Annotated in this window: 11 protein-coding genes and 1 pseudogene; 6 read left to right on the top strand and 6 right to left on the bottom strand. The window is 71.6% G+C overall.

Annotated elements, in window-relative coordinates; all coding sequences use genetic code 11:
• The first annotated feature begins 137 nt into the window (after window positions 1–137).
• Complete coding sequence (locus tag MMA15_RS08375) at window positions 138–1,028, top strand: acyl-CoA thioesterase (RefSeq protein WP_241058502.1); 891 nt, start codon at window positions 138–140, stop codon at window positions 1,026–1,028.
• Window positions 1,029–1,168: 140 nt separating this feature from the next.
• Here the strand turns inward: MMA15_RS08375 and erm are convergent, their stop codons facing one another.
• The 3 genes from erm to MMA15_RS08365 all read right to left on the bottom strand — a co-directional run bounded on the left by erm (window position 1,169) and on the right by MMA15_RS08365 (window position 3,419).
• Window positions 1,169–1,936 carry an ErmE/ErmH/ErmO/ErmR family 23S rRNA (adenine(2058)-N(6))-methyltransferase gene (gene erm, locus MMA15_RS08370; RefSeq protein ID WP_241058501.1) on the bottom strand — a complete coding sequence of 256 codons (768 nt, stop codon included), beginning with the start codon at window positions 1,934–1,936 and terminating at the stop codon, window positions 1,169–1,171.
• A gap of 424 nt (window positions 1,937–2,360) precedes the next feature.
• On the bottom strand, window positions 2,361–2,492 hold the full coding sequence (locus MMA15_RS27835) for a hypothetical protein (RefSeq protein ID WP_277400101.1): 132 nt from the start codon (window positions 2,490–2,492) through the stop codon (window positions 2,361–2,363).
• Between the two features lie 123 nt (window positions 2,493–2,615).
• Entirely contained in the window at window positions 2,616–3,419 is an 804-nt protein-coding gene (locus tag MMA15_RS08365; protein ID WP_241058500.1) for a phosphatase, read from the bottom strand.
• Window positions 3,420–3,675: 256 nt separating this feature from the next.
• On the opposite strand from MMA15_RS08365, the gene speB reads away from it, so the two are divergent.
• From speB to MMA15_RS08350, 3 genes are all read left to right on the top strand, one after another.
• Window positions 3,676–4,734 carry an agmatinase gene (gene speB / locus MMA15_RS08360; RefSeq protein WP_241058499.1) on the top strand — a complete coding sequence of 353 codons (1,059 nt, stop codon included), beginning with the start codon at window positions 3,676–3,678 and terminating at the stop codon, window positions 4,732–4,734.
• Window positions 4,735–5,722: 988 nt separating this feature from the next.
• Window positions 5,723–9,589 carry an ABC transporter ATP-binding protein gene (locus tag MMA15_RS08355; protein ID WP_241063084.1) on the top strand — a complete coding sequence of 1,289 codons (3,867 nt, stop codon included), beginning with the start codon at window positions 5,723–5,725 and terminating at the stop codon, window positions 9,587–9,589.
• Window positions 9,590–9,640: 51 nt separating this feature from the next.
• Window positions 9,641–12,334 carry a glycosyl hydrolase family 65 domain-containing protein gene (locus MMA15_RS08350; protein ID WP_241058498.1) on the top strand — a complete coding sequence of 898 codons (2,694 nt, stop codon included), beginning with the start codon at window positions 9,641–9,643 and terminating at the stop codon, window positions 12,332–12,334.
• Window positions 12,335–12,376: 42 nt separating this feature from the next.
• Here MMA15_RS08350 and MMA15_RS08345 read toward each other — a convergent pair whose 3' ends face one another.
• A complete protein-coding gene (locus MMA15_RS08345) occupies window positions 12,377–12,880 on the bottom strand; it encodes an NUDIX hydrolase (RefSeq protein WP_241058497.1) in 504 nt (167 codons plus the stop codon).
• 167 nt (window positions 12,881–13,047) lie between these two features.
• Between MMA15_RS08345 and MMA15_RS08340 the strand changes: the two genes are divergently transcribed.
• Window positions 13,048–14,457, top strand: coding sequence for a S28 family serine protease (locus MMA15_RS08340; RefSeq protein WP_241058496.1), 1,410 nt, complete (start codon window positions 13,048–13,050; stop codon window positions 14,455–14,457).
• Between the two features lie 119 nt (window positions 14,458–14,576).
• On the opposite strand, the pseudogene MMA15_RS08335 reads toward MMA15_RS08340, so the two are convergent.
• Window positions 14,577–15,450, bottom strand: a pseudogene (locus MMA15_RS08335) (sugar phosphate isomerase/epimerase family protein).
• A gap of 327 nt (window positions 15,451–15,777) precedes the next feature.
• The gene (locus MMA15_RS08330) at window positions 15,778–17,010 is read right to left on the bottom strand and encodes a LacI family DNA-binding transcriptional regulator (RefSeq protein ID WP_241058495.1); all 1,233 of its coding nucleotides are present in this window, start codon (window positions 17,008–17,010) and stop codon (window positions 15,778–15,780) included.
• Window positions 17,011–17,332: 322 nt separating this feature from the next.
• Between MMA15_RS08330 and MMA15_RS08325 the strand changes: the two genes are divergently transcribed.
• A complete protein-coding gene (locus MMA15_RS08325) occupies window positions 17,333–18,577 on the top strand; it encodes a Gfo/Idh/MocA family protein (protein ID WP_241058494.1) in 1,245 nt (414 codons plus the stop codon).
• Window positions 18,578–18,612 lie beyond the last annotated feature (35 nt).

Genomic DNA, 18,612 nt, shown 5'->3' with positions numbered 1-18,612 from the left:
CGGAGTCGGGGCGGGACGGCCGGGACCCGGACCGATGCCGGGTCCGGCGACGGGACGGATGTGATCCGGAACGCTTCGCTCCGGATTGTGATCTGTGCCGTAACCGCCCACCGCCCCCGACGGGCACAATCGCGGCCATGAGCCACGCACTGACGTCTCTGATCGACCTGCTCGATCTGGAGCGGGTCGAGCAGGACATCTACCGGGGCCAGAGCCGGGAGGCCGTCGTACCGAGGGTGTTCGGAGGCCAGGTCGCGGCGCAGGCGCTCGTCGCCGCGTGCCGTACGGTCCCCGAGGGGCGTCTGCCGCACTCCCTGCACGCCTACTTCCTGCGGCCCGGCGACCCCGGGGCGCCGATCGTCTACACCGTCGACCGCATCCGGGACGGGCGCTCCTTCACCACTCGCCGGGTCGTGGCCGTGCAGCACGGACAGCCCGTCTTCCATCTCTCCGGCTCCTTCCAGGTGTTCGAGACCGGGCTGGAGCACCAGGTGCCGATGCCGGAGGCGCCCGACCCCGAGACGCTGCCGACGGCCGAGGACATGATGCCCCGGTACGCGGACCTGTTCCGCGGATCGGACGTGCCGCAGCGGCTGATGAAGGCGCGGGCCGCCGTGGATCTGCGGTACGTGCGCGAGCCTCCCTTCGCCAGCGCGGGGCAGCCGCGTGAGCCGCGCTCGCAGGTGTGGTTCCGTACGAACGGCAAGCTGGACGGCGAGATCGACGACCCGATGATGCACATCTGCCTCGCCACCTACGTGTCCGACATGACGCTGCTGGACTCGGTGCTGCTGGCGCACGGCCGAGGCGGCTGGGCCGTCGGCGACGTGGTAGGGGCGAGCCTGGACCACGCGATGTGGTTCCACCGGCCGTTCCGTGCCGACGAGTGGCTGCTGTACGACCAGGTCAGCCCCACGTCGCAGGGAGGGCGCGGCCTCGCCAACGGCCGGATCTTCACCCGTGACGGGCGGCTCGCGGTCTCCGTGATCCAGGAGGGCGTCGTACGGGTGCCGCGCGACGAGAAGTGAGACCGGGGGCCGTTCGGCGCGGGCGCGGCACCTGAGCCCCCAGCCCCCAGCTCCGGCGGTGCGCGTGCGCATCGTCCGTGACTGCCGTGCGGCGCGGGGGAGTCGGGCCACGTGCGGACCCGGACTCCCCCGGAGCGGTCTCAGTACGCGGCCAGCTCCGTGAAGAGCGTCAGCCACTGCTGCGGCGTGATCAGCCCTACGGGTGCGGAGGCGTCGGCGCCCGCGCGTGTGAAGGCCGCGTGCACACGTGCCCTGCGGTGCCGCCGTGAGAGCGTCGCCGCGAGCGAGCCGCCGACGCCGGTGAAGCCGTGGGCCACGAAGTCCCGGTAGGCGGGCAGCAGTCGAGCGGGCAGCAGCGGCCGTTCGCGCCGGTCGATGCGCAGCACCGCCGAGTCCGTGCGCGGCACTGGCGTGAACGACCGGCGTCCGACACGGCACAGCCGCCGCCACTCGTGCTCCGGCCACGTGCGCACGGTCAGCAGCGGCCAACGCCCCCAGCCCCCGCTTGACTTGACGGCGTACTCGAACTGCGTGAGCAGGGTCGCCGACGTCAGCCGGGGTGCGCCCAGGCACCAGCGGACGATGTCCGTCGTACGGGAGTAGGGGATGTTGCCGACGACGGCGAACGGCTCGCCCGGCTCTCGTGCGTTCAGGAAGTCGCCCCGTACCAGGCGTAGTCCGGGACGGTCGCCGAGGCGCCGGGAGAGCTGTGCGACGAGCCGGGGGTCGATCTCGTAGGCGATGACGCGGCGGTCCGCGGTGGCGAGATGGCGCGTCAACGCCCCCTGCCCGGCGCCGGGTTCGACGACGAGGGCGTCGGGCGGCAGCGCTGCGGCGCGCAGGATGCGCCGTACGGCCGCGGGGTCGTGGAGGAAGTTCTGAGAGAGAGTCTTACGGCGGTGCGCCACGGCGAAGTCCTCTGGTGGTGAGGACAGGCGCGGCGGAAGCGCGGCTTGGCGACGGATGCGTACGGGCGCGTACGGATGCGTACTGAAGCGTGCGTGCTACGCGGCGCGCGGGGCAGTGCGCGGGGCAGTGCGCGGGACGGCGCGCAGGACAGCGCGCAAGGGCACGACTTCGCCGGGCCTGTCCGGTCGATGGGGAGACCGGAGGCCCTGGGCACACGCCGGAACGCGAGTCAGGAGGCGGGAGTCACCGGGTGCGGCGGCAGGCGGACGGAGCCTTACGGCGGAACGGAGTCCGCACAGGCGAGACCGCGTAAGCGAGACCGCGTAGGCGGGACCGAGGAAGCGAAGCCGCGGGACCCACCGAAACGCGGAACCCCGAACCGCCGGACCGGGGTCCGTCGGTGGAAGCCGGTGCGGGTGCGCCTCAGGCGTACTGGCGGAGGACCAGGGCCTGGCGCCGGGCGCGTGGGCGGACGACGAGCTGGGACCAGGCCCAGCCGGTGCTCCACGCGTCGGCGCGCGCACCGTCGATGATCGCCTGGAAGGCTGCGGACATGGTCACGACGCTAGGCGGAGGCGAGGAGCGGGGGCAATCGGTTTTCACGGCGCTGGGCGCTGGGCGCGGTGCGCGAGGTGCGGGGCAGCCGGGCTCCGGACGCGGGTCGCGGCCCGGACGTGGTCAGTCCGTCTGCGTCTGCGTGGCCGCCAGGAGGTATGAGGTGAGCGGCTCGTAGAAGCGCGGGTCGGTGACGTGGTCGTCGAGCGGGACCGTGACCGCGAGGGTGTCCTCGGCCTCGCCGAGGAAGAGCGCGGGGTCGTTGCAGTCCGCGAAACCCACGGTGTCGATGCCCTGTTGGGCCGCGCATCCGGCCCAGCCGTGGTCGGCGACGACCAGATCCGGCGGCAGTTCGCCCTTCCGCCGCAACTGGTCCAGCACGGCGGCCATCGGAGCGGGGGAGTGGGTGTGCCAAAGGGACGCGCCCCGCTCGTGCACCGCCACGCCGCCGAACTGCACCACCACGCCCTCGTCCGTGACCGTGCCCAGCGGTACGCGGACGATCTCGCAGCCCGCCTCGTGCAGCGACTGCGCCAGCGCGCCGTGCATGTCGAGGAGCGCACCGGGGTGCCCCGTCGCGAAGAGCACCCGCCTGCGGCCCTCCGCCGCCTTGCGCAGCTCCGCGGCGGCACGGTCCAGCGCGCCGACGGTCATCTCCGGGTCGATGGTGTCCTGCCCGCTGCGGTGGCCGGGGTCGTCGACGACGCCGCAGCGTTCGGCCATCACCGCCAGCACGTCCTGTTCGTCCTGCCAGCGCTCGCCGAGTTCGAGGCCGAGCCAGTAGTGGCGGTCTCCGTTGGCGAGCTTGCGGTAGTGGGAGAGGTTGTTCTCGCGGGGCGTGGCCACGTCGCCTGCGATACGGGTGCGTACGAGATGCTCGATCAGCTCGGATCTGGACGGTGCGGCGGCGGGCGCGAATATGGGCATGCGGACATTGTGACCCCTGGCGCGGTGGTCCCGGTGGGGCGTCCAGTATCCGGAGCGCGCCGCACGGCGGCGCCGTCACGCCGGGTCGCCCGTCAACGGCCGTGTGGCGGGGCCGTGCCCGTCTCCGAGCCCCGTCCGTACCCCTGGCTGCGTACGCTCTGGAGCCGTACACCTGTACGCGGCGGACAAGTCGGCGCCGCGCGCTGCCGGTTACGTCCAACGAGAGGCGGGTGCCCCGGCGTCTAACCTCGCGCCCATGAGTACAGCCGACCCGCAAGGACACCCCCGCACGGGCTCCCCCGACACCACGGCCGAGCCCGCGCGGACGCCGTCGCCCGAACCCGCCGCGACGGCAGGCCCGTTGGGCCCCGTGGACAGCTCGCGGGTGCCGCGCTATGCCGGGCCCGCCACCTTCGCGCGGCTGCCCCGCCTGGACGAGACGGGCGGCACCGCGGACGTCGCCGTCGTCGGCGTCCCCTTCGACACGGGGGTCTCCTATCGTCCGGGCGCGCGGTTCGGCGGCAACGCGATCCGCGAGGCCTCCCGGCTGCTGCGCCCGTACAACCCGGCGCAGGAGGCCGCGCCCTTCGCGCTGGCGCAGGTCGCCGACGCGGGCGACATCGCGGCGAACCCGTTCGACATCGGTGAGGCCGTGGAGACCGTGCAGGACGCGGCGGACCGGCTGCTCGACAGCGGTGCCCGGCTGATGACGCTCGGCGGCGACCACACCATCGCGCTGCCGTTGCTGCGCTCGGTCGTACGCAGACACGGCCCCGTCGCGCTGCTGCACTTCGACGCCCATCTCGACACCTGGGACACCTACTTCGGGGCCGCGTACACGCACGGCACCCCGTTCCGCAGGGCCTTCGAGGAGGGGCTGCTGGACACCTCGGCCCTCTCGCACGTCGGCATCCGCGGCCCGCTCTACGGCCGCAAGGACCTGGACGAGGACGCCAGGATGGGCTTCGGGATCGTCACGTCGGCCGATGTGATGCGGCGCGGAGTGGACGAGGTGACGGACCAGTTGCGGCAGCGCATCGGCGACCGGCCCCTCTATGTCTCGGTGGACATCGACGTCCTTGATCCGGCGCACGCCCCTGGTACGGGGACGCCCGAGGCCGGCGGCCTGACCTCACGCGAACTGCTGGAGATCATCCGCGGTCTCGCCGGCTGCCGTCTGGTCTCCGCCGACCTGGTCGAGGTCGCACCCGCCTACGACCATGCCGAGATCACCGCGGTCGCCGCCTCGCACACGGCGTACGAACTGACGACGGTCATGGCGCGGCAGATCGCCGAGGGGCGCGCGGCCAACTAGCGGCCGCCGCGCGGTACTTCGATGCGCGCGGGCCGCGAACAGGAAGCGGACCGACTCCTTCCGGCCGGGGGCGCGACGGAAACCGGCTCGACAAGTGGTTCGAGAGACGCACATGGGGCTGTTTCCAGCCGTCTTGGGAACGGTGTGTATGCGCTTGCTCGCACACCGTGCTTGGTGAGGAGGTCGCGGCCCATGAGAAGGTGGCTGGTGGAAGCGGTGAGTGTGACCGCACTCACAGACAGTAAGCGGTAACTGTGCGAATGTGGTTTAACACAAAACGTTACTGAATTTGGTCGGTCGATGTGCATCTCGTGAAAGTTCACGACAGACTTCCCACTGCGGTCCCGCGGGATGGGGACGACACATGACGAGCGACAGCGCTGGCCCTGTGGGGGGTGCCACCTGTCAGCATTCCATGGACGTCCCCGCCGGGGCGGTCGGGAGAGCCCCCCGCTCTCCGGGCCGCCCCGGTTTGTCTTTTCCGTGGCGGCCACCTCGCTTCCGCGCTATGCCTCCCGTGCCCGTGCCCGTGCCCGTGCCCCGCGCCGCGAGACCCAGAGCAGACCCAGAACAGACCTAGGACGAGACCTAGGACGTGACCCAGGGCAGACCTGGGAGGGACCTAGGACGGAAGTCCGGACTTCCCCGCGAATCGCTGCGGTGGGATGAAATACCGAACCCTGCGACGTTGGAGCCATCGGCGGAAGCGCACGGACACGTCCCCGCGCACGGAGTGCGGCGGCGGTACGGGAAGCGAGGACACCAGGTGGCGACGGGGACGGGCACGCAGACGGAAGCGGCCGGCGAATCGGGGGACGGGCAGGACCAGCGGAACGGGCAGGACCCGCGCACCGGGCAGGACCGGCCGATCGGGCCCCGGCGGGCGGACGCCGCTGACGCCGCGTCCTCCGGTGCCGACGACCGGCCGCGCCCCGCTCAGGGCTGGGCCCGGCGCCTCGCGGCGTACTGCTGGCGCTACAAGCGGGCCGTGGTGCTGGCCGTCGGCGCCTCGCTCGCCGGCATGGGCGTCATGGCGCTCGTACCTCTGCTCACCAAGGTGATCGTGGACGACGTCGTCGTCGGCGACGAAGGCGGCCTCGGCCTGTGGATCGGTCTGCTGCTGCTCGCGGCGGCGGCCGTCTACGTCCTCACCTACCTGCGGCGCTACTACGGCGGGCGGCTCGCCCTCGACGTCCAGCACGATCTGCGTACCGAGATGTACCGCGCGATCATCCGCCTCGACGGGCGCAGCCAGGACGAGCTGTCGACCGGACAGGTCGTGGGACGCGGGACGAGCGACCTCCAGCTCGTGCAGAGCCTGCTGTTCATGCTGCCGATGATGATCGGCAACGTGCTGCTCTTCGCCGTCGCGCTCGTCGTGATGGTGGTGCTCTCCCCGATGCTCACCCTCGTCTCGCTCGCCGTCTTCCCCGCGCTGTGGTGGATCGCCAATCTCAGCCGCACCCGTCTCTTCCCCGCGACCTGGTACGCACAGCAGCAGGCCGGAGCCGTGGCCTCCGTCGTCGACGGAGCGGTGACCGGGGTGCGCGTGGTGAAGGGCTTCGGGCAGGAGGAGCAGGAGAAGGGCAAGCTGAGGGACATCAGCCGCGAACTGTTCGCCGCCCGGCTGCGCACCGTGCGTCTCAACTCCCGCTATACGCCCGCCCTCCAGAGCGTGCCCTCGCTGGGCCAGGTCGGGATGCTGGCGCTGGGCGGCTGGATGGCGACGCGGGGGGAGATCACCCTCGGCACGTTCGTCGCGTTCTCCACGTATCTCGCGCAGCTCGTCGGGCCCGTGAGGATGCTGGCGATGATGCTGACGGTCGGGCAGCAGGCACGCGCCGGCGTCGAGCGGGTCTACGAACTCATCGACACCGAGCCGCAGATGAGCGAACGGCCCGACGCGAGGGAGCTGCCTGCCGACGCGGAGGCGTCCGTGGAGTTCGACGACGTCGGCTTCGGATACGAGCGGCCGGACGAGGCGGGAGCGCGGGGGACCGTCCTCGACGGGTTCCGGCTGCGGGTCGAGCCGGGCGAGACCGTCGCCGTCGTGGGTTCCAGCGGCAGCGGGAAATCCACCCTGGCCATGCTGCTGCCCCGCTACTACGACGTGACGAGCGGTGCCGTACGCGTCGGCGGGCACGACGTGCGGGATCTGACGCTCGCCTCCCTCCGCTCCGCGATCGGCCTCGTACCGGAGAACAGCTTTCTCTTCTCCGACTCCGTACAGGAGAACATCGCCTACGGCGCACCCGACGCGACCGACGAGCAGGTCCGCGCCGCAGCACGCGTCGCACAGGCCGACGGCTTCATCGAGGAGCTGCCCGACGGCTACGACACCGAGGTGGGCGAACAGGGCCTGACCCTCTCCGGCGGGCAGCGCCAGCGCATCGCCCTGGCCCGTGCCGTACTGACCGATCCGCGGCTGCTGCTCCTGGACGACGCGACGTCCGCCGTGGACGCGCATGTCGAGTACGAGATACACGAGGCGCTGCGCAGCGTGATGGAGGGCCGTACGACGCTGCTGATCGCCCACCGGCAGTCCACGCTGGCGCTCGCCGACCGCATCGCCGTACTGGACCGGGGGCGCCTCGCCGACGTCGGCACGCACGAGGAGCTGAACGAGCGCTGCGCGCTGTACCGCAGGCTGCTGACCGACCCCGACGAGCTGGGCGAGGTCGAGCGCGACCCGGCCGGGCTGGCGGCGGCGGGCGGCGGGCCGGGCGACGCCCCCGAGCGCGCGGCGGCTTCCGCCGGGACAGCCGCCGTCACGGAGACCGTGCCCGACACCCAAGAGCCCGCCGTCACCCCCGAGTTGTGGATACGTGAGAACGGCTCCCCGTCCGGCGGCCTCCCCTCCACCGGCCGCGGAGACATTGCCGGAGCACAGGCCGGACGTCCCGGAGGCTTCGCCGCCGAGCTGGCCGCCATGCCCGGCAGCCCCGAACTCCTCGCCCGCGTGGCCGCGTTGCCGCCCGCCGAGGACGTACCCGAGGTCGACGAGGAGAGCGCCGAGCGTCCCGAGGAGTCCTACGGGCTGCGCAGGCTGCTGCACGGCTTCGGTGCCGCGCTCGCCGTCGCGCTGCTCTTCGCTGCGCTCGACGCCGCGTTCGGGCTGGCGCTGCCCGTACTGATCCGCGACGGCATCGACGACGGCGTCCAGAAGGCGGCCCTCGGCGCGGTGTGGACGGCCTCGGCGGTGGCGCTCGCCGTGGTGTCGGGCCAGTGGGCGGCCCAGTACGCGTCGATGCGGCTGACGGGACGCACCGGCGAGCGCGTGCTGTACGCGCTGCGCGTGAAGATCTTCGCCCAGCTCCAGCGCCTCGGACTCGACTACTACGAACGCCACTTGGCCGGTGCGGTCATGACCCGGATGACGACCGACGTGGACGCGCTGTCGACGTTCCTCCAGACCGGGCTCGTCACGGCCGTCGTCTCCGTCTTCACCTTCCTCGGCATCCTCGTCGCGCTGTTCGTGCTCGACGTGCAGCTCGCCCTGGTCGTCTTCGCGACGCTGCCGGTGCTGATCGTCGGCACGGTCTACTTCCGCAGGCACAGCGTCCGGGCGTACGAACTGGCACGTGAGCGCGTCAGCGTCGTCAACGCCGACCTTCAGGAGTCCGTCGCGGGCCTGCGCATGGTGCAGGCGTTCCGGCGGGAGGCGCGGGGCACCGCGCGGTTCACCGAACGCAGCGACGGCTACCGGCAGGCGCGGGTGCGCGGCCAGTGGCTGATCTCGGTCTACTTCCCGTTCGTGCAGCTCCTCGCCTCGCTGGCCACCGCCGGGGTGCTGGTCGTAGGGGCCGGACGTGTCGATGCGGGGACGCTCACCGCGGGCGGGCTCGTCGCCTACCTCCTCTACATCGAGCTGTTCTTCTCGCCCGTTCAGCAGCTCTCGCAGGTCTTCGACGGATACCAGCAGGCGTCCGTGGCGCTCGGCCGCATACAGCAGTTGCTGCGCGAGGAGACCACGACACCGGCGCCCGCCGCTCCCGTGGACCCCGGCACGCTGCGCGGCGAGATCACCTTCGAGGACGTCCACTTCCGCTACGCCACCGCCGACGGCGGCAGGCACGAGGAGGAGGCGCTCTCGGGCATCGAGCTGACCGTACCGGCCGGGCAGACCGTCGCGTTCGTCGGTGAGACGGGCGCGGGCAAGTCCACGCTCGTGAAGCTGGTGGCGCGGTTCTACGACCCGACGGAGGGAGCGGTGCTCGTCGACGGCGCGGACCTGCGCACCCTCGATCTGCCCGCGTACCGGCACCGGTTGGGGGTCGTGCCGCAGGAGCCGTATCTCTTCCCCGGCACGGTCCGCGACGCCATCGCCTACGGGCGCAGCGACGCGACCGACGCGGAGGTGGAGGCCGCGGCCAGGGCGGTCGGCGCTCACGAGATGATCGCGACGCTCAGCGGCGGCTATCTGCATCCCGTGGCCGAGCGCGGCCGCAACCTCTCCGCGGGCCAGCGGCAGCTCGTCGCGCTCGCACGCGCCGAACTGGTCGACCCGGACATCCTGCTCCTCGACGAGGCGACGGCGGCGCTGGACCTGGCGACGGAGTCGCTGGTGAACCAGGCGACGGACCGGCTCTCGGGCCGGCGCACCACGCTCGTCGTCGCCCACCGGCTCACCACGGCGGCGCGCGCCGACAGGATCGTCGTCATGGATCACGGACGCATCGCGGAGGACGGCACGCACGGCGAACTCCTCGCTCGGGGCGGGAAGTACGCACGCCTGTGGCACACCTTCGCGGGCGGCACGGGTACGGGCGAGGCCACTGGTGCGAGCACGAGCCCGAATGGCTCCGCAGACCCGCCCGGACTGCGAAAGGACGGAGTCCGCAGCTCAAAGGTCTGACGGAGAGCGCGCAGCGTTGACTGTGCGTATTCACGACCCTAGCTTCGCTGCATGCTGAGACCCCACCGACGTCATGCCCGACTGGCACCGCCGCTGCTCGCATTGACCCTCGTGGCCGCCGTGCCGCAGGCGTCGGCCGCCGCCCCGCCGGGGGCAGACGGGCCCGACGCCGCCTCCCCGGGCCACGACCGTCGGGACGGCTGGGTCCTCACCTCGCGGCGCCCCGAACCCGACGGCAGCTACCGCGCCTACGTCGGCAACGGCTACCTCGGCCAGCGCATCGCGCCCTCCGGTTCGGGTTACAGCGCCGGAGGTGAGAAGTCCGGCTGGCCGCTGTACACGCCCCGCTACGACGGCTCGTTCGTGGCGGGGCTCTACGCCAACAACCAGAAGACGGCCAAGAACAAGCAGGCACTGGCCGCCCTGCCCACCTGGACCACGCTGAACGTCGCCACCCGCGGCGCGTCCGGCGAGACCTTCTCCTCCGGCACCCCCGTGCGCCGCATCTCCCACTACGAGCAGTCCCTCGACATGCGCCGCGGCGTGGTACGCACCTCGCTCACCTGGACCGCACGCGACGGACGCGCGACCGACCTCGCCTACGAGGTGCTCGCAGACCGCAACCACCGGCACTCCGGCGCCGTACGCGTCACGATGCGCCCGCACTGGAGCGGCCAGGCCCGAGTCACCGACGTCCTCGACGGCCGCGGAGCGCGCCGCGTCTCCCAGACCGGCGGCGGAGCCCACGGCGACCGCACCATGGACGTCGCCTTCCGCACCCACGGCACACACGTCTCCGGAGCCGTCGCCTCGACTCTGCACAGCGGCCCGGGAGTTCGTACTGCGAACGAACACAGGGCGGCGCCCGCACGGAAGCTGACGGCCAAGCAGCACCTCACCTTCGACGCCCGGCGTGGCAGGACGTACGAGTTCACCAAGTACGTGGGCGTGGACACCGCACACACCTCCCGTGACCCGGAACGCAGCGCCCTCGCCGCCTCCCGCCGAGCCGCCGCACGAGGCTGGGAGCGCACACACTCGGCACACACCGCCGCCTGGAAGCGGCTGTGGCGCAGCGACGTCCTCGTCCCCGGACGCCCCGGGCTTCAAAGATGGCTGCGCTCCTCGCAGTACGGGCTGCTGGCGAGCACCCGGCGCGGCAGCGACGACAGCATCGCCCCCGCCGGACTCACCAGCGACAACTACGCCGGGGAGATCTTCTGGGACGCAGAGACCTGGATGTATCCGGGCCTGCTCTCCGGCCACCCCGACCTGGCGAAGTCCGTTCTCGACTACCGCTACCGCACCCTCGCGGGCGCCCGCGCCAACGCCCGCAAGCTCGGCTACCACGGGCTCTTCTACGGCTGGAACACCGGCAGGGACGGCGACCTGTGGAAGGAGTGCCATAGCTGGGACCCGCCGCACTGCCGCACCCAGAACCACCTCCAGAGCGACATCGCCCTCGCGGCCTGGCAGTACTACCTGGCGACGGACGACAAGGAATGGCTGCGCACCCGCGGCTGGCCGCTGCTCAAGGGCATCGCCGAGTTCTGGGCCTCCCGAGTGCACGAGAACGCCGACGGCAGCTACTCCGTGAAGAACGTCGCCGGGCCCGACGAGTACAGCAACGGAGTCGACGACGGCGTCTTCACCAATGCCGGCGCCGCCACCTCCCTGCGCCGGGCCGCCCGCGCCGCCCGCCTCCTCGGCGAGCGGGCACCGGCGGCCTGGACGCGTATCGCCGGGAAGCTGCGCATCCCCTACGACAAGAAGAACAAGGTCTTCGAGCAGTACGACGGATACGACGGCTCCACCATCAAGCAGGCCGACACCGTGCTGCTCCAATACCCCCTCGAATGGCCGATGTCCAAGGGCGACGCCCGCCGCACCCTCGACTACTACGCGGCCCGCAGCGACCCCGACGGACCCGCGATGACCGACTCCGTGCACGCCGTCGACGCGGCGCAGAACGACGAGCCGGGCTGCTCCGCGTACACGTATCTCAGGCGTTCCGTGGAGCCGTTCATGCGCAGCCCGTTCGCGCTGTTCTCCGAGGCACGAGGCACCAAGGCCGGTGCGGGCGACCCGCACTCCGGGCAGCCCGCGCAGGACTTCGTCACCGGCAAGGGCGGCTTCCTCCAGGTCTTCACCCACGGCCTGACCGGTCAGCGGCTGCGCGAGGGGAAGCTGAGGCTCGACCCGATGCTGCCGCCACAGCTCGCCCATGGCGTCACGCTCAAGGGCCAGCGCTGGCAAGGCCGTACGTACGACGTCGAGTCGCGCTCCGAGCGGACCACGGTCCGGCTCACCAGCGGCGAGCCCTTCACGCTGGAGACGCCGCAGGGCGAGCAGGTCGTCAGCCGTGAGGCGCCCGCAGTGCTCAAGACCCGCCGCCCCGATCTGGAGCCGACGCGGAACCTGGCGCGGTGCCGCATCGCCAAGGCCGACTCCGAGGATTCCGGCATGTACGCGGGCGCCGCCGTCGACGGCAACTCGGCGACGTCGTGGGCGCCCGACGGCAGGAAGGGATCGCTCACCGTGCGCCTCTCACGCACCGTCGAGGGCGGCGACATCGACCCGCAGTGGTACGGGAAGCCCGCGAGCCACCGCATCGAGGTGTCCCAGGACGGCAGGCACTGGCGTCCCGCCGACGACCGCAGGCCGTTCCGCCACGTGAGGGTCTCGGTGACGGCGAAGGACGCCGAAAAGCCCGTGGGCATCGAGGAGTTGAGGGTCACGGAGTGACGGGGGCACCGGCCCGGGGGAGCGGGTGACCGGGCCGGGCGCTCACTCCCCGCACAGCTCCACGATGTACTCGTCGACCGTCTGCACCATGCCGCCGCCCGGCAGCGGCTCCACGCCCTGCCGCCAATGCACCGCCGAGACCTCGCTGTTGGGCGCGAAGACACGCGGGCTGTCGGTTTCCGCCGCGAACACGCCGCCGTAGAGGACCCGACGGGACGCGCCCAGCGACGTACACGTACGGCCGACGAACCGCAGTGCCTCCGGCTCCAGCAACTGGCCCGTCTCCTCCCGCAGTTCCCTTACGGCCGCGTCGCGCGGCGTCTCGCCGGGCTCGATGCCGCCGCCGGGCAGCTCCCAGCACTCGCGCTCCCGCTCGTAGACCATCAGCACCCGCCCCCGGTGGCGCAGCACGACCAGCACATAGCCCATGGGCTCGTCCTCGTAGCGGGCGTCCTCGGGCCGTTCGCGGGCGTCGTGGAAGGAGAGCAGGGCCATCTCGCGCGGTCCGGTGACCAGGGGAGCAGGCTGGGGACGGCGATCGGTCATGGCCCGCAGCCTAGGGCAGAGCGGCACACGTGCCCCGCCCGGCGAAGCCGTCCGCCGGGCGGGGGGTGTAACGCATGCGACATCTCGTGCAGGGGCGACAGATCTGGCGGTGCGGCATCCCTGCCGGTAGGTTCACTGCGACCTTTGACGGACCCAGGGGAGAGCGCATGCGAAGAACGCTCAGATGGACGCTGTCGCTGGCGGTGCTGATAGGCACCGCGGGCGCCGGCGGAGCGTCGATGTCGGCCGCCACAGCAGCCGACACCGACATCAAGGACCGCATCCTCGCGATCAAGGGGATGAGCTTCATCGAGGAGAAGAAGGTCGACGGCTACCGCTTCTTCCTCCTCAACTACGAACAGCCGGTGGACCACAGGCACCCCGAGAAGGGGACCTTCAAGCAGCGGATCTCCCTGCTGCACAAGGCCGACGACCGGCCCACCGTCTTCTTCACCTCCGGCTACGACCTGAACGAAGAGCCCAGGCGCAGCGAGCCGACGCAGATGACCGACGGCAACCAGGTCTCCATGGAGTACCGGTTCTTCTCGCCGTCGCGGCCCGATCCGGCCGACTGGTCGAAGCTCGACATCTGGCAGGCCGCCAGCGACCAGCACCGCATCTTCAAGGCGCTGAACAAGATCTACGGCGAGCGCTGGATCTCCACGGGCGGCAGCAAGGGCGGAATGACGGCGACGTACTACCGCCGCTTCTTCCCCAAGGACATGGACGGAACCGTCGCCTACGTCGCGCCCAACGACGTGAACAACGACGAGGATTCCGCGTACTACGACTTCTTCGAGAAGGTCGGCTCCAAGAAGTGCCGCGACCGTCTCAACGCCACCCAGCACGAGATCTTCGACCGCCGCGGCGAGATGGTGAAGAAGCTCAAGGCGCTGGCGAAGAAGGAGGGTTACACCTTCAAGCTGGCCGGCAGCGCGGACAAGGCGTTCGAACTCGTCGCGCAGGACCTGGTGTGGGGCTTCTGGCAGTACCACCTGGAGCCCGAGGAGTGCGACAAGGTGCCCTCCACGAAGGCCAAGACACAGGAACTGTGGGACTGGGCAAACGAGATCGGCGGCTGGGAGGCCGGAGCCGACCAGGGCATGCTGCCGTACACGCCGTACTACTACCAGGCCGGTACGCAGATGGGCTCGCCCGACTACGAGTCGCCGCTGCTGGACGACGTGCGGAAGTACCCGGGGCTCAACAAGCCGCGCACATACGTGCCGAGGGACATCCCCATGAAGTTCGACGCCAAGGCGATGAAGGACGTCGACAAGTGGGTGCGCACCGAGTCGTCGCAGATGCTCTTCGTCAACGGGCAGAACGACCCGTGGAGCGCCGAGCCGTTCAGCGTCGGCAAGGGCACCGAGGAGGCGCACGTCTACAAGGCGCCCGGCGCCAACCACGGTGCGAGCATCGCCCTGCTGAGCAAGAAGGACAAGGAGGCGGCGACGCGTTCGCTGCTGAAGTGGGCCGGTGTCGAGCCCGCTGAGGGCGTACAGCCGAAGCGGCTCACGAAGTACGACGCGGACCTGGACCGTCCTGCCAAGGAGGAGCGGATGCTGCGGCCGTAGGGCTGTGGCGATACCGCCTCGATCCACCCGCTCATACGACCGGTGCCCGGCCGGGGCACGTTCGCCCGGCCGGGCACCGTCGTCCGTTCTCGCGGTGAGGGGTCCGGCGAGGCCCGCCGTCACTCCTCGGACATCAGGCTCCGCAGGTGCCTCCCCACGCCGGGCAGCAGGGCGGGAAGCTCCCGTGCCTGCGGATACCAGCGCTTCTCGTACTCCCAGCACAGCCAGCCGCGCGACGGGTCGGACCGTGCGCCCGCCGCGACGCTTCCTCCGCTTCCCACGGCCCCGATGGGGTCCTTGGCGTCGCCCGCGTGCGTCAGCAGGCGCACCACCTCGCGCAGCGGCAGCACGCCCTCGCCGGGCGGCAGCGGCGTGGTGTCCTCCGCCGAGGCGATGTCCTTGACCTGCACATAGCCCAGGAACGGGGCGAGGAGACGGTGGCTGGTGCCCGGGTCCTCACCGGCGCGCCAGGTGTGCATCACGTCCCAGAGCGCACCTGCCGAGGCATGCCCGACGGCGGCGAGCACCCGCGCGGCGTCCTCGCCGGTGGAGTGCGAGTCATGGGTCTCCAGCAGCAGCCGCACCCCCAGGTCGGCCGCGAGGGGCGCCAGCGCGGCGAGCCGCCGGGCGGCCGTGGCGTCCGCCTCCTCCTGTCCGGCGTCGCCTCCGCCGGGGAAGACCCGCACGAACGAGGCGCCCAAGTCCCGTGCCAGTTCGAGCAGTTCCTGTACGTCGGTCAGTACGGCGTCGTCGTCGCCGGGGGAGGCGATCTTCGGGTACCCGGCGACCGCCAGGACCTCCACGCCTGCCGACTTGAACTCCTCCACGACGTCGACGCGTTCGGGCAGCGTGAGGCCCGTGTGCACGGGCTCCTCCGGATGGGCGCGCAGTTCCGGGCAGTTCCAGGCCCTCGAAACCGGAGTCCGCGGCGAGACGTACGGCTTCGGGAACCGGAAGGGAGGGGATGCCGAGGGTGGAGAAGGCGAGTCGCATGAGCACAGCGGACCAGATGCCCCTGTGCTCGTACAAGCATCGGGCGTCAACTGATCGGCCGTGCCCCGCACCAGGGTGTGAGCGCTCGGCGGGCCGCCGGTATGAGCAGTGGCGGGCGGCACACGTCCGTTTGCCGTTCCCTGGCCACGTTCCCTGGCCACGTCGGCCCCAGCCCCGGTCGGCCAGCTCCCCGGCCCCGGCCCCCGGCGTTCAACCCCCTGGCCCTCCGGCCTCCAGACCCCGGCTCCAAGCCCCCGGCGCCCCGAGTCCCCGGCTCGGCCTCTGCGCCCCCACCCGCGGCGGGCCCCGACTCCCGTCCCCCGAGGCTCAGTTGCGGCTTCCCGAGGGCGGTGCCGTAGAGCCGCGGGCCATCAGTTCGGTGCGTACGGTCGCGACCCCGCCAGGCGGAGGCGTCTCACGCCCGAGGGCGAGCCGCCCGGCACGAGCGCCCGCGTCGTGCAGGGGAATCCGTACGGTGGTGAGCGTGGGACAGGCGTCGGCGCTGAAGGGCAGATCGTCGAAACCGGCGACGGACACGTCCTCTGGGATGCGCAGGCCCTGGTCGCGCAGCGCGGCGCAGATGCCGAGCGCCACGGTGTCGTTCGCGGCGAGCACGGCCGTCAGATCGGGCACGCGGCGCAGCAGTTCGAGGGCGCCGTCGTAGCCGGAGGAACGGTCGTACGCGCCGCCGTGGACGGTGAACTGCTCGGCCTGGGCGAGTAGTTCGGGCGCACCGGCGCGCAGCGCGAGCCGATGGCCCTCCAGCCGGTCGCGGGTCGTGGTGCGGTCGGCGGGGCCGGTCACATAGCCGATGCTGCGGTGGCCCAGCGAGAGCAGATGCTCGGTCAGGCGGCGGCTGCCTCCGCGGTTGTCGAAGGCGATCGTGACTATGCCGTCCCCGGTGTCGGAGGCCTGGTGCTCGTCGTCACGCGGGCCCGGAGCCTGGTCCTCCAGCGTCTCCCGGCGCTCCTTGCCGCGCCCGCTCCTGGCCTGGCGCTCCCCGTGGTGCCTGTGCTGGACGTCCTTGTGCTCGGCGTCCTTGTGCTGCGGCTTCTGCTCGGGCGGCGCGAGCGGCGGGCGTCCGCACAGCACGATGCGTGTGCCGCCGGCCGCCAGCCGGCGCAGCCTGCTGGCCAGTGCCGCGCCGTGCTTCTCGTCCTCGACGCCGCTGCCCGTCAGCACGACCGCGGCGGCGCGCTGCCGCTGAAGATGTGTGAGGTAGGTCAGTTCGCTCTCGGTGGAGCCGCCGGTGTTGCAGACCACGGCGAGCTTCTGCTGGCCCGTGCCGGGGGCGCCGGTGCCCATCTCGCTCTGCACGGCGCTCGCGATGATGCCGAAGAAGGGGTCGGCGATGTCGTTGACGAGCACGCCGACGAGGTCGGAGGTGGCCGCCGCGAGTGCGCTGGCCGGGCCGTTGACGACGTACTGGAGCTCCTCGACCGCGCGCATCACCCGCGTCCGAGTGGCGCCCGCGACGGGGTAGTTGCCGCTCAGCACGCGCGAGACGGTCGCTGCCGAGACCCCTGCTCGCGTCGCCACATCGGCCAGAGTCACTGCCATCCAGTCCTCCGTTGTCCACAGTCAGCCGTCATGTCTTCGGGTCCGCCGTCCGGCGGTCGTCGTGCTCAAGTCCGTGGTGCGCCGGCACAGTCGGCGCGAAGGTGCATCAGTGCAGCGCACGCGGCACTGCCGTGCTCGCCGGTCGCCCGGCGCGCCCATGTTCTCACTCCGCGTGTCCTTTGGTTACCGCAACCGGTTCCCCGGCCGGTTTTGGGCGGGGCGTAACCGCCCGTCGGTGCACGGGTCTTGTCCTGTCATATCAAGCAGCCTTAGTGTCCTCGGGCGGCAAGCGCTTTCTAGCGGCGGTTGGAGCCACTGCTGTATGCCAGTCGATCAAACTCCCGTACGCGCGGCTGTCGTCGGAACCGGCGGCGTAGTCTCCGGAAGCCATCTCCAGGCGCTGCGCGCCCATGCCGGGCGGGTGCGGCTCGTCGGCGCGGCCGACGTCGACGACCGGCGCCTCGCCGCGTTCCTCGAACTCGCGGGTGACGGCGTCAACGGCTACCCGGACATCGATGAGTTGCTCGCGGGCGAGCGGCCCGACCTGGTCCTCATCGGTACGCCCCCGTCACTGCACGCCGGGCAGATACGCACCGCACTGCGCGCCGGGGCGTGGGTGCTGTGCGAGAAGCCGCTGTGCCTTTCGCTCGCGGAGTACGACGCGATCGCGGCGGAGGAGGGCGGCGGCAGCGCTGGCTCCGGAGCCGCTCCTGGTGCCGAAGCCGGTGCCGGTGCCGGTGCCGGTTCCGGCTACGGCCCGGGTTCCGCTTCCGGCCCCGGCTGTGGCGGCTCCGCCTCCAGGGGCTCCGGCGGCCCGTATGTCTCCGTCGTCTTCCAGCACCGTTACGGCTCCGGCGCCGCACACGCCCGCGGGCTGCTGCGCTCCGGCCGACTCGGCGCGCCTCTGGTCGCCCACTGCCAGACCACCTGGTATCGCGACTCCGGCTACTACTCCGTTCCATGGCGCGGCCGTTGGGACACCGAGGGCGGCGGACCCACCATGGGTCATGGCATCCACCAGATGGATCTGCTGCTGCATCTCCTCGGCGACTGGAGCGAGATACGCGCCATGGCGGGGAGGCTGGTGCACGACGTCGAGAGCGAGGACGTCTCGACCGCGCTCGTACGGTTCGAGAACGGCGCCGTGGCGACCGTCGTCAACAGCGTGCTCAGCCCGGACGAGGTGAGCCGCATTCGCATCGACTGCACCGACGCCACAGTGGAGTTGACGCATCTCTACGGCTACGGCAACGACGACTGGGCGTACACCCCGGCCCCCCATGTACGCACGCAGCCGGAGCGGACCACACACTGGCGCACTCCGGCGGCCGCCGTGCCCAGCTCGCACGCTGCCCAACTCGGGGGTTTCCTGGACGCGTTGGAGCAGGGCGAACGCCCCCCGGGCAGCGGCCCCGACGCCCGCCGCACCCTCGAATTCCTCGCGGCGCTCTACAAGTCGGCCTTCACGGCCGCTCCTGTACACAAAGGTGAGATCACACCGCAGGACCCCTTCTACCTGGCCATGCACGGCGACCACCCCGACTGGGCACCGAAGGAGCACCGATGAGCGCGTCCAGCGCCCCCCGCCCCTCCCGCGGCATC

The sequence above is a fragment of the Streptomyces marispadix genome, assembly GCF_022524345.1.
Taxonomy (GTDB): domain Bacteria; phylum Actinomycetota; class Actinomycetes; order Streptomycetales; family Streptomycetaceae; genus Streptomyces; species Streptomyces marispadix.
This window is presented reverse-complemented; position numbering and strand designations above follow the sequence as displayed.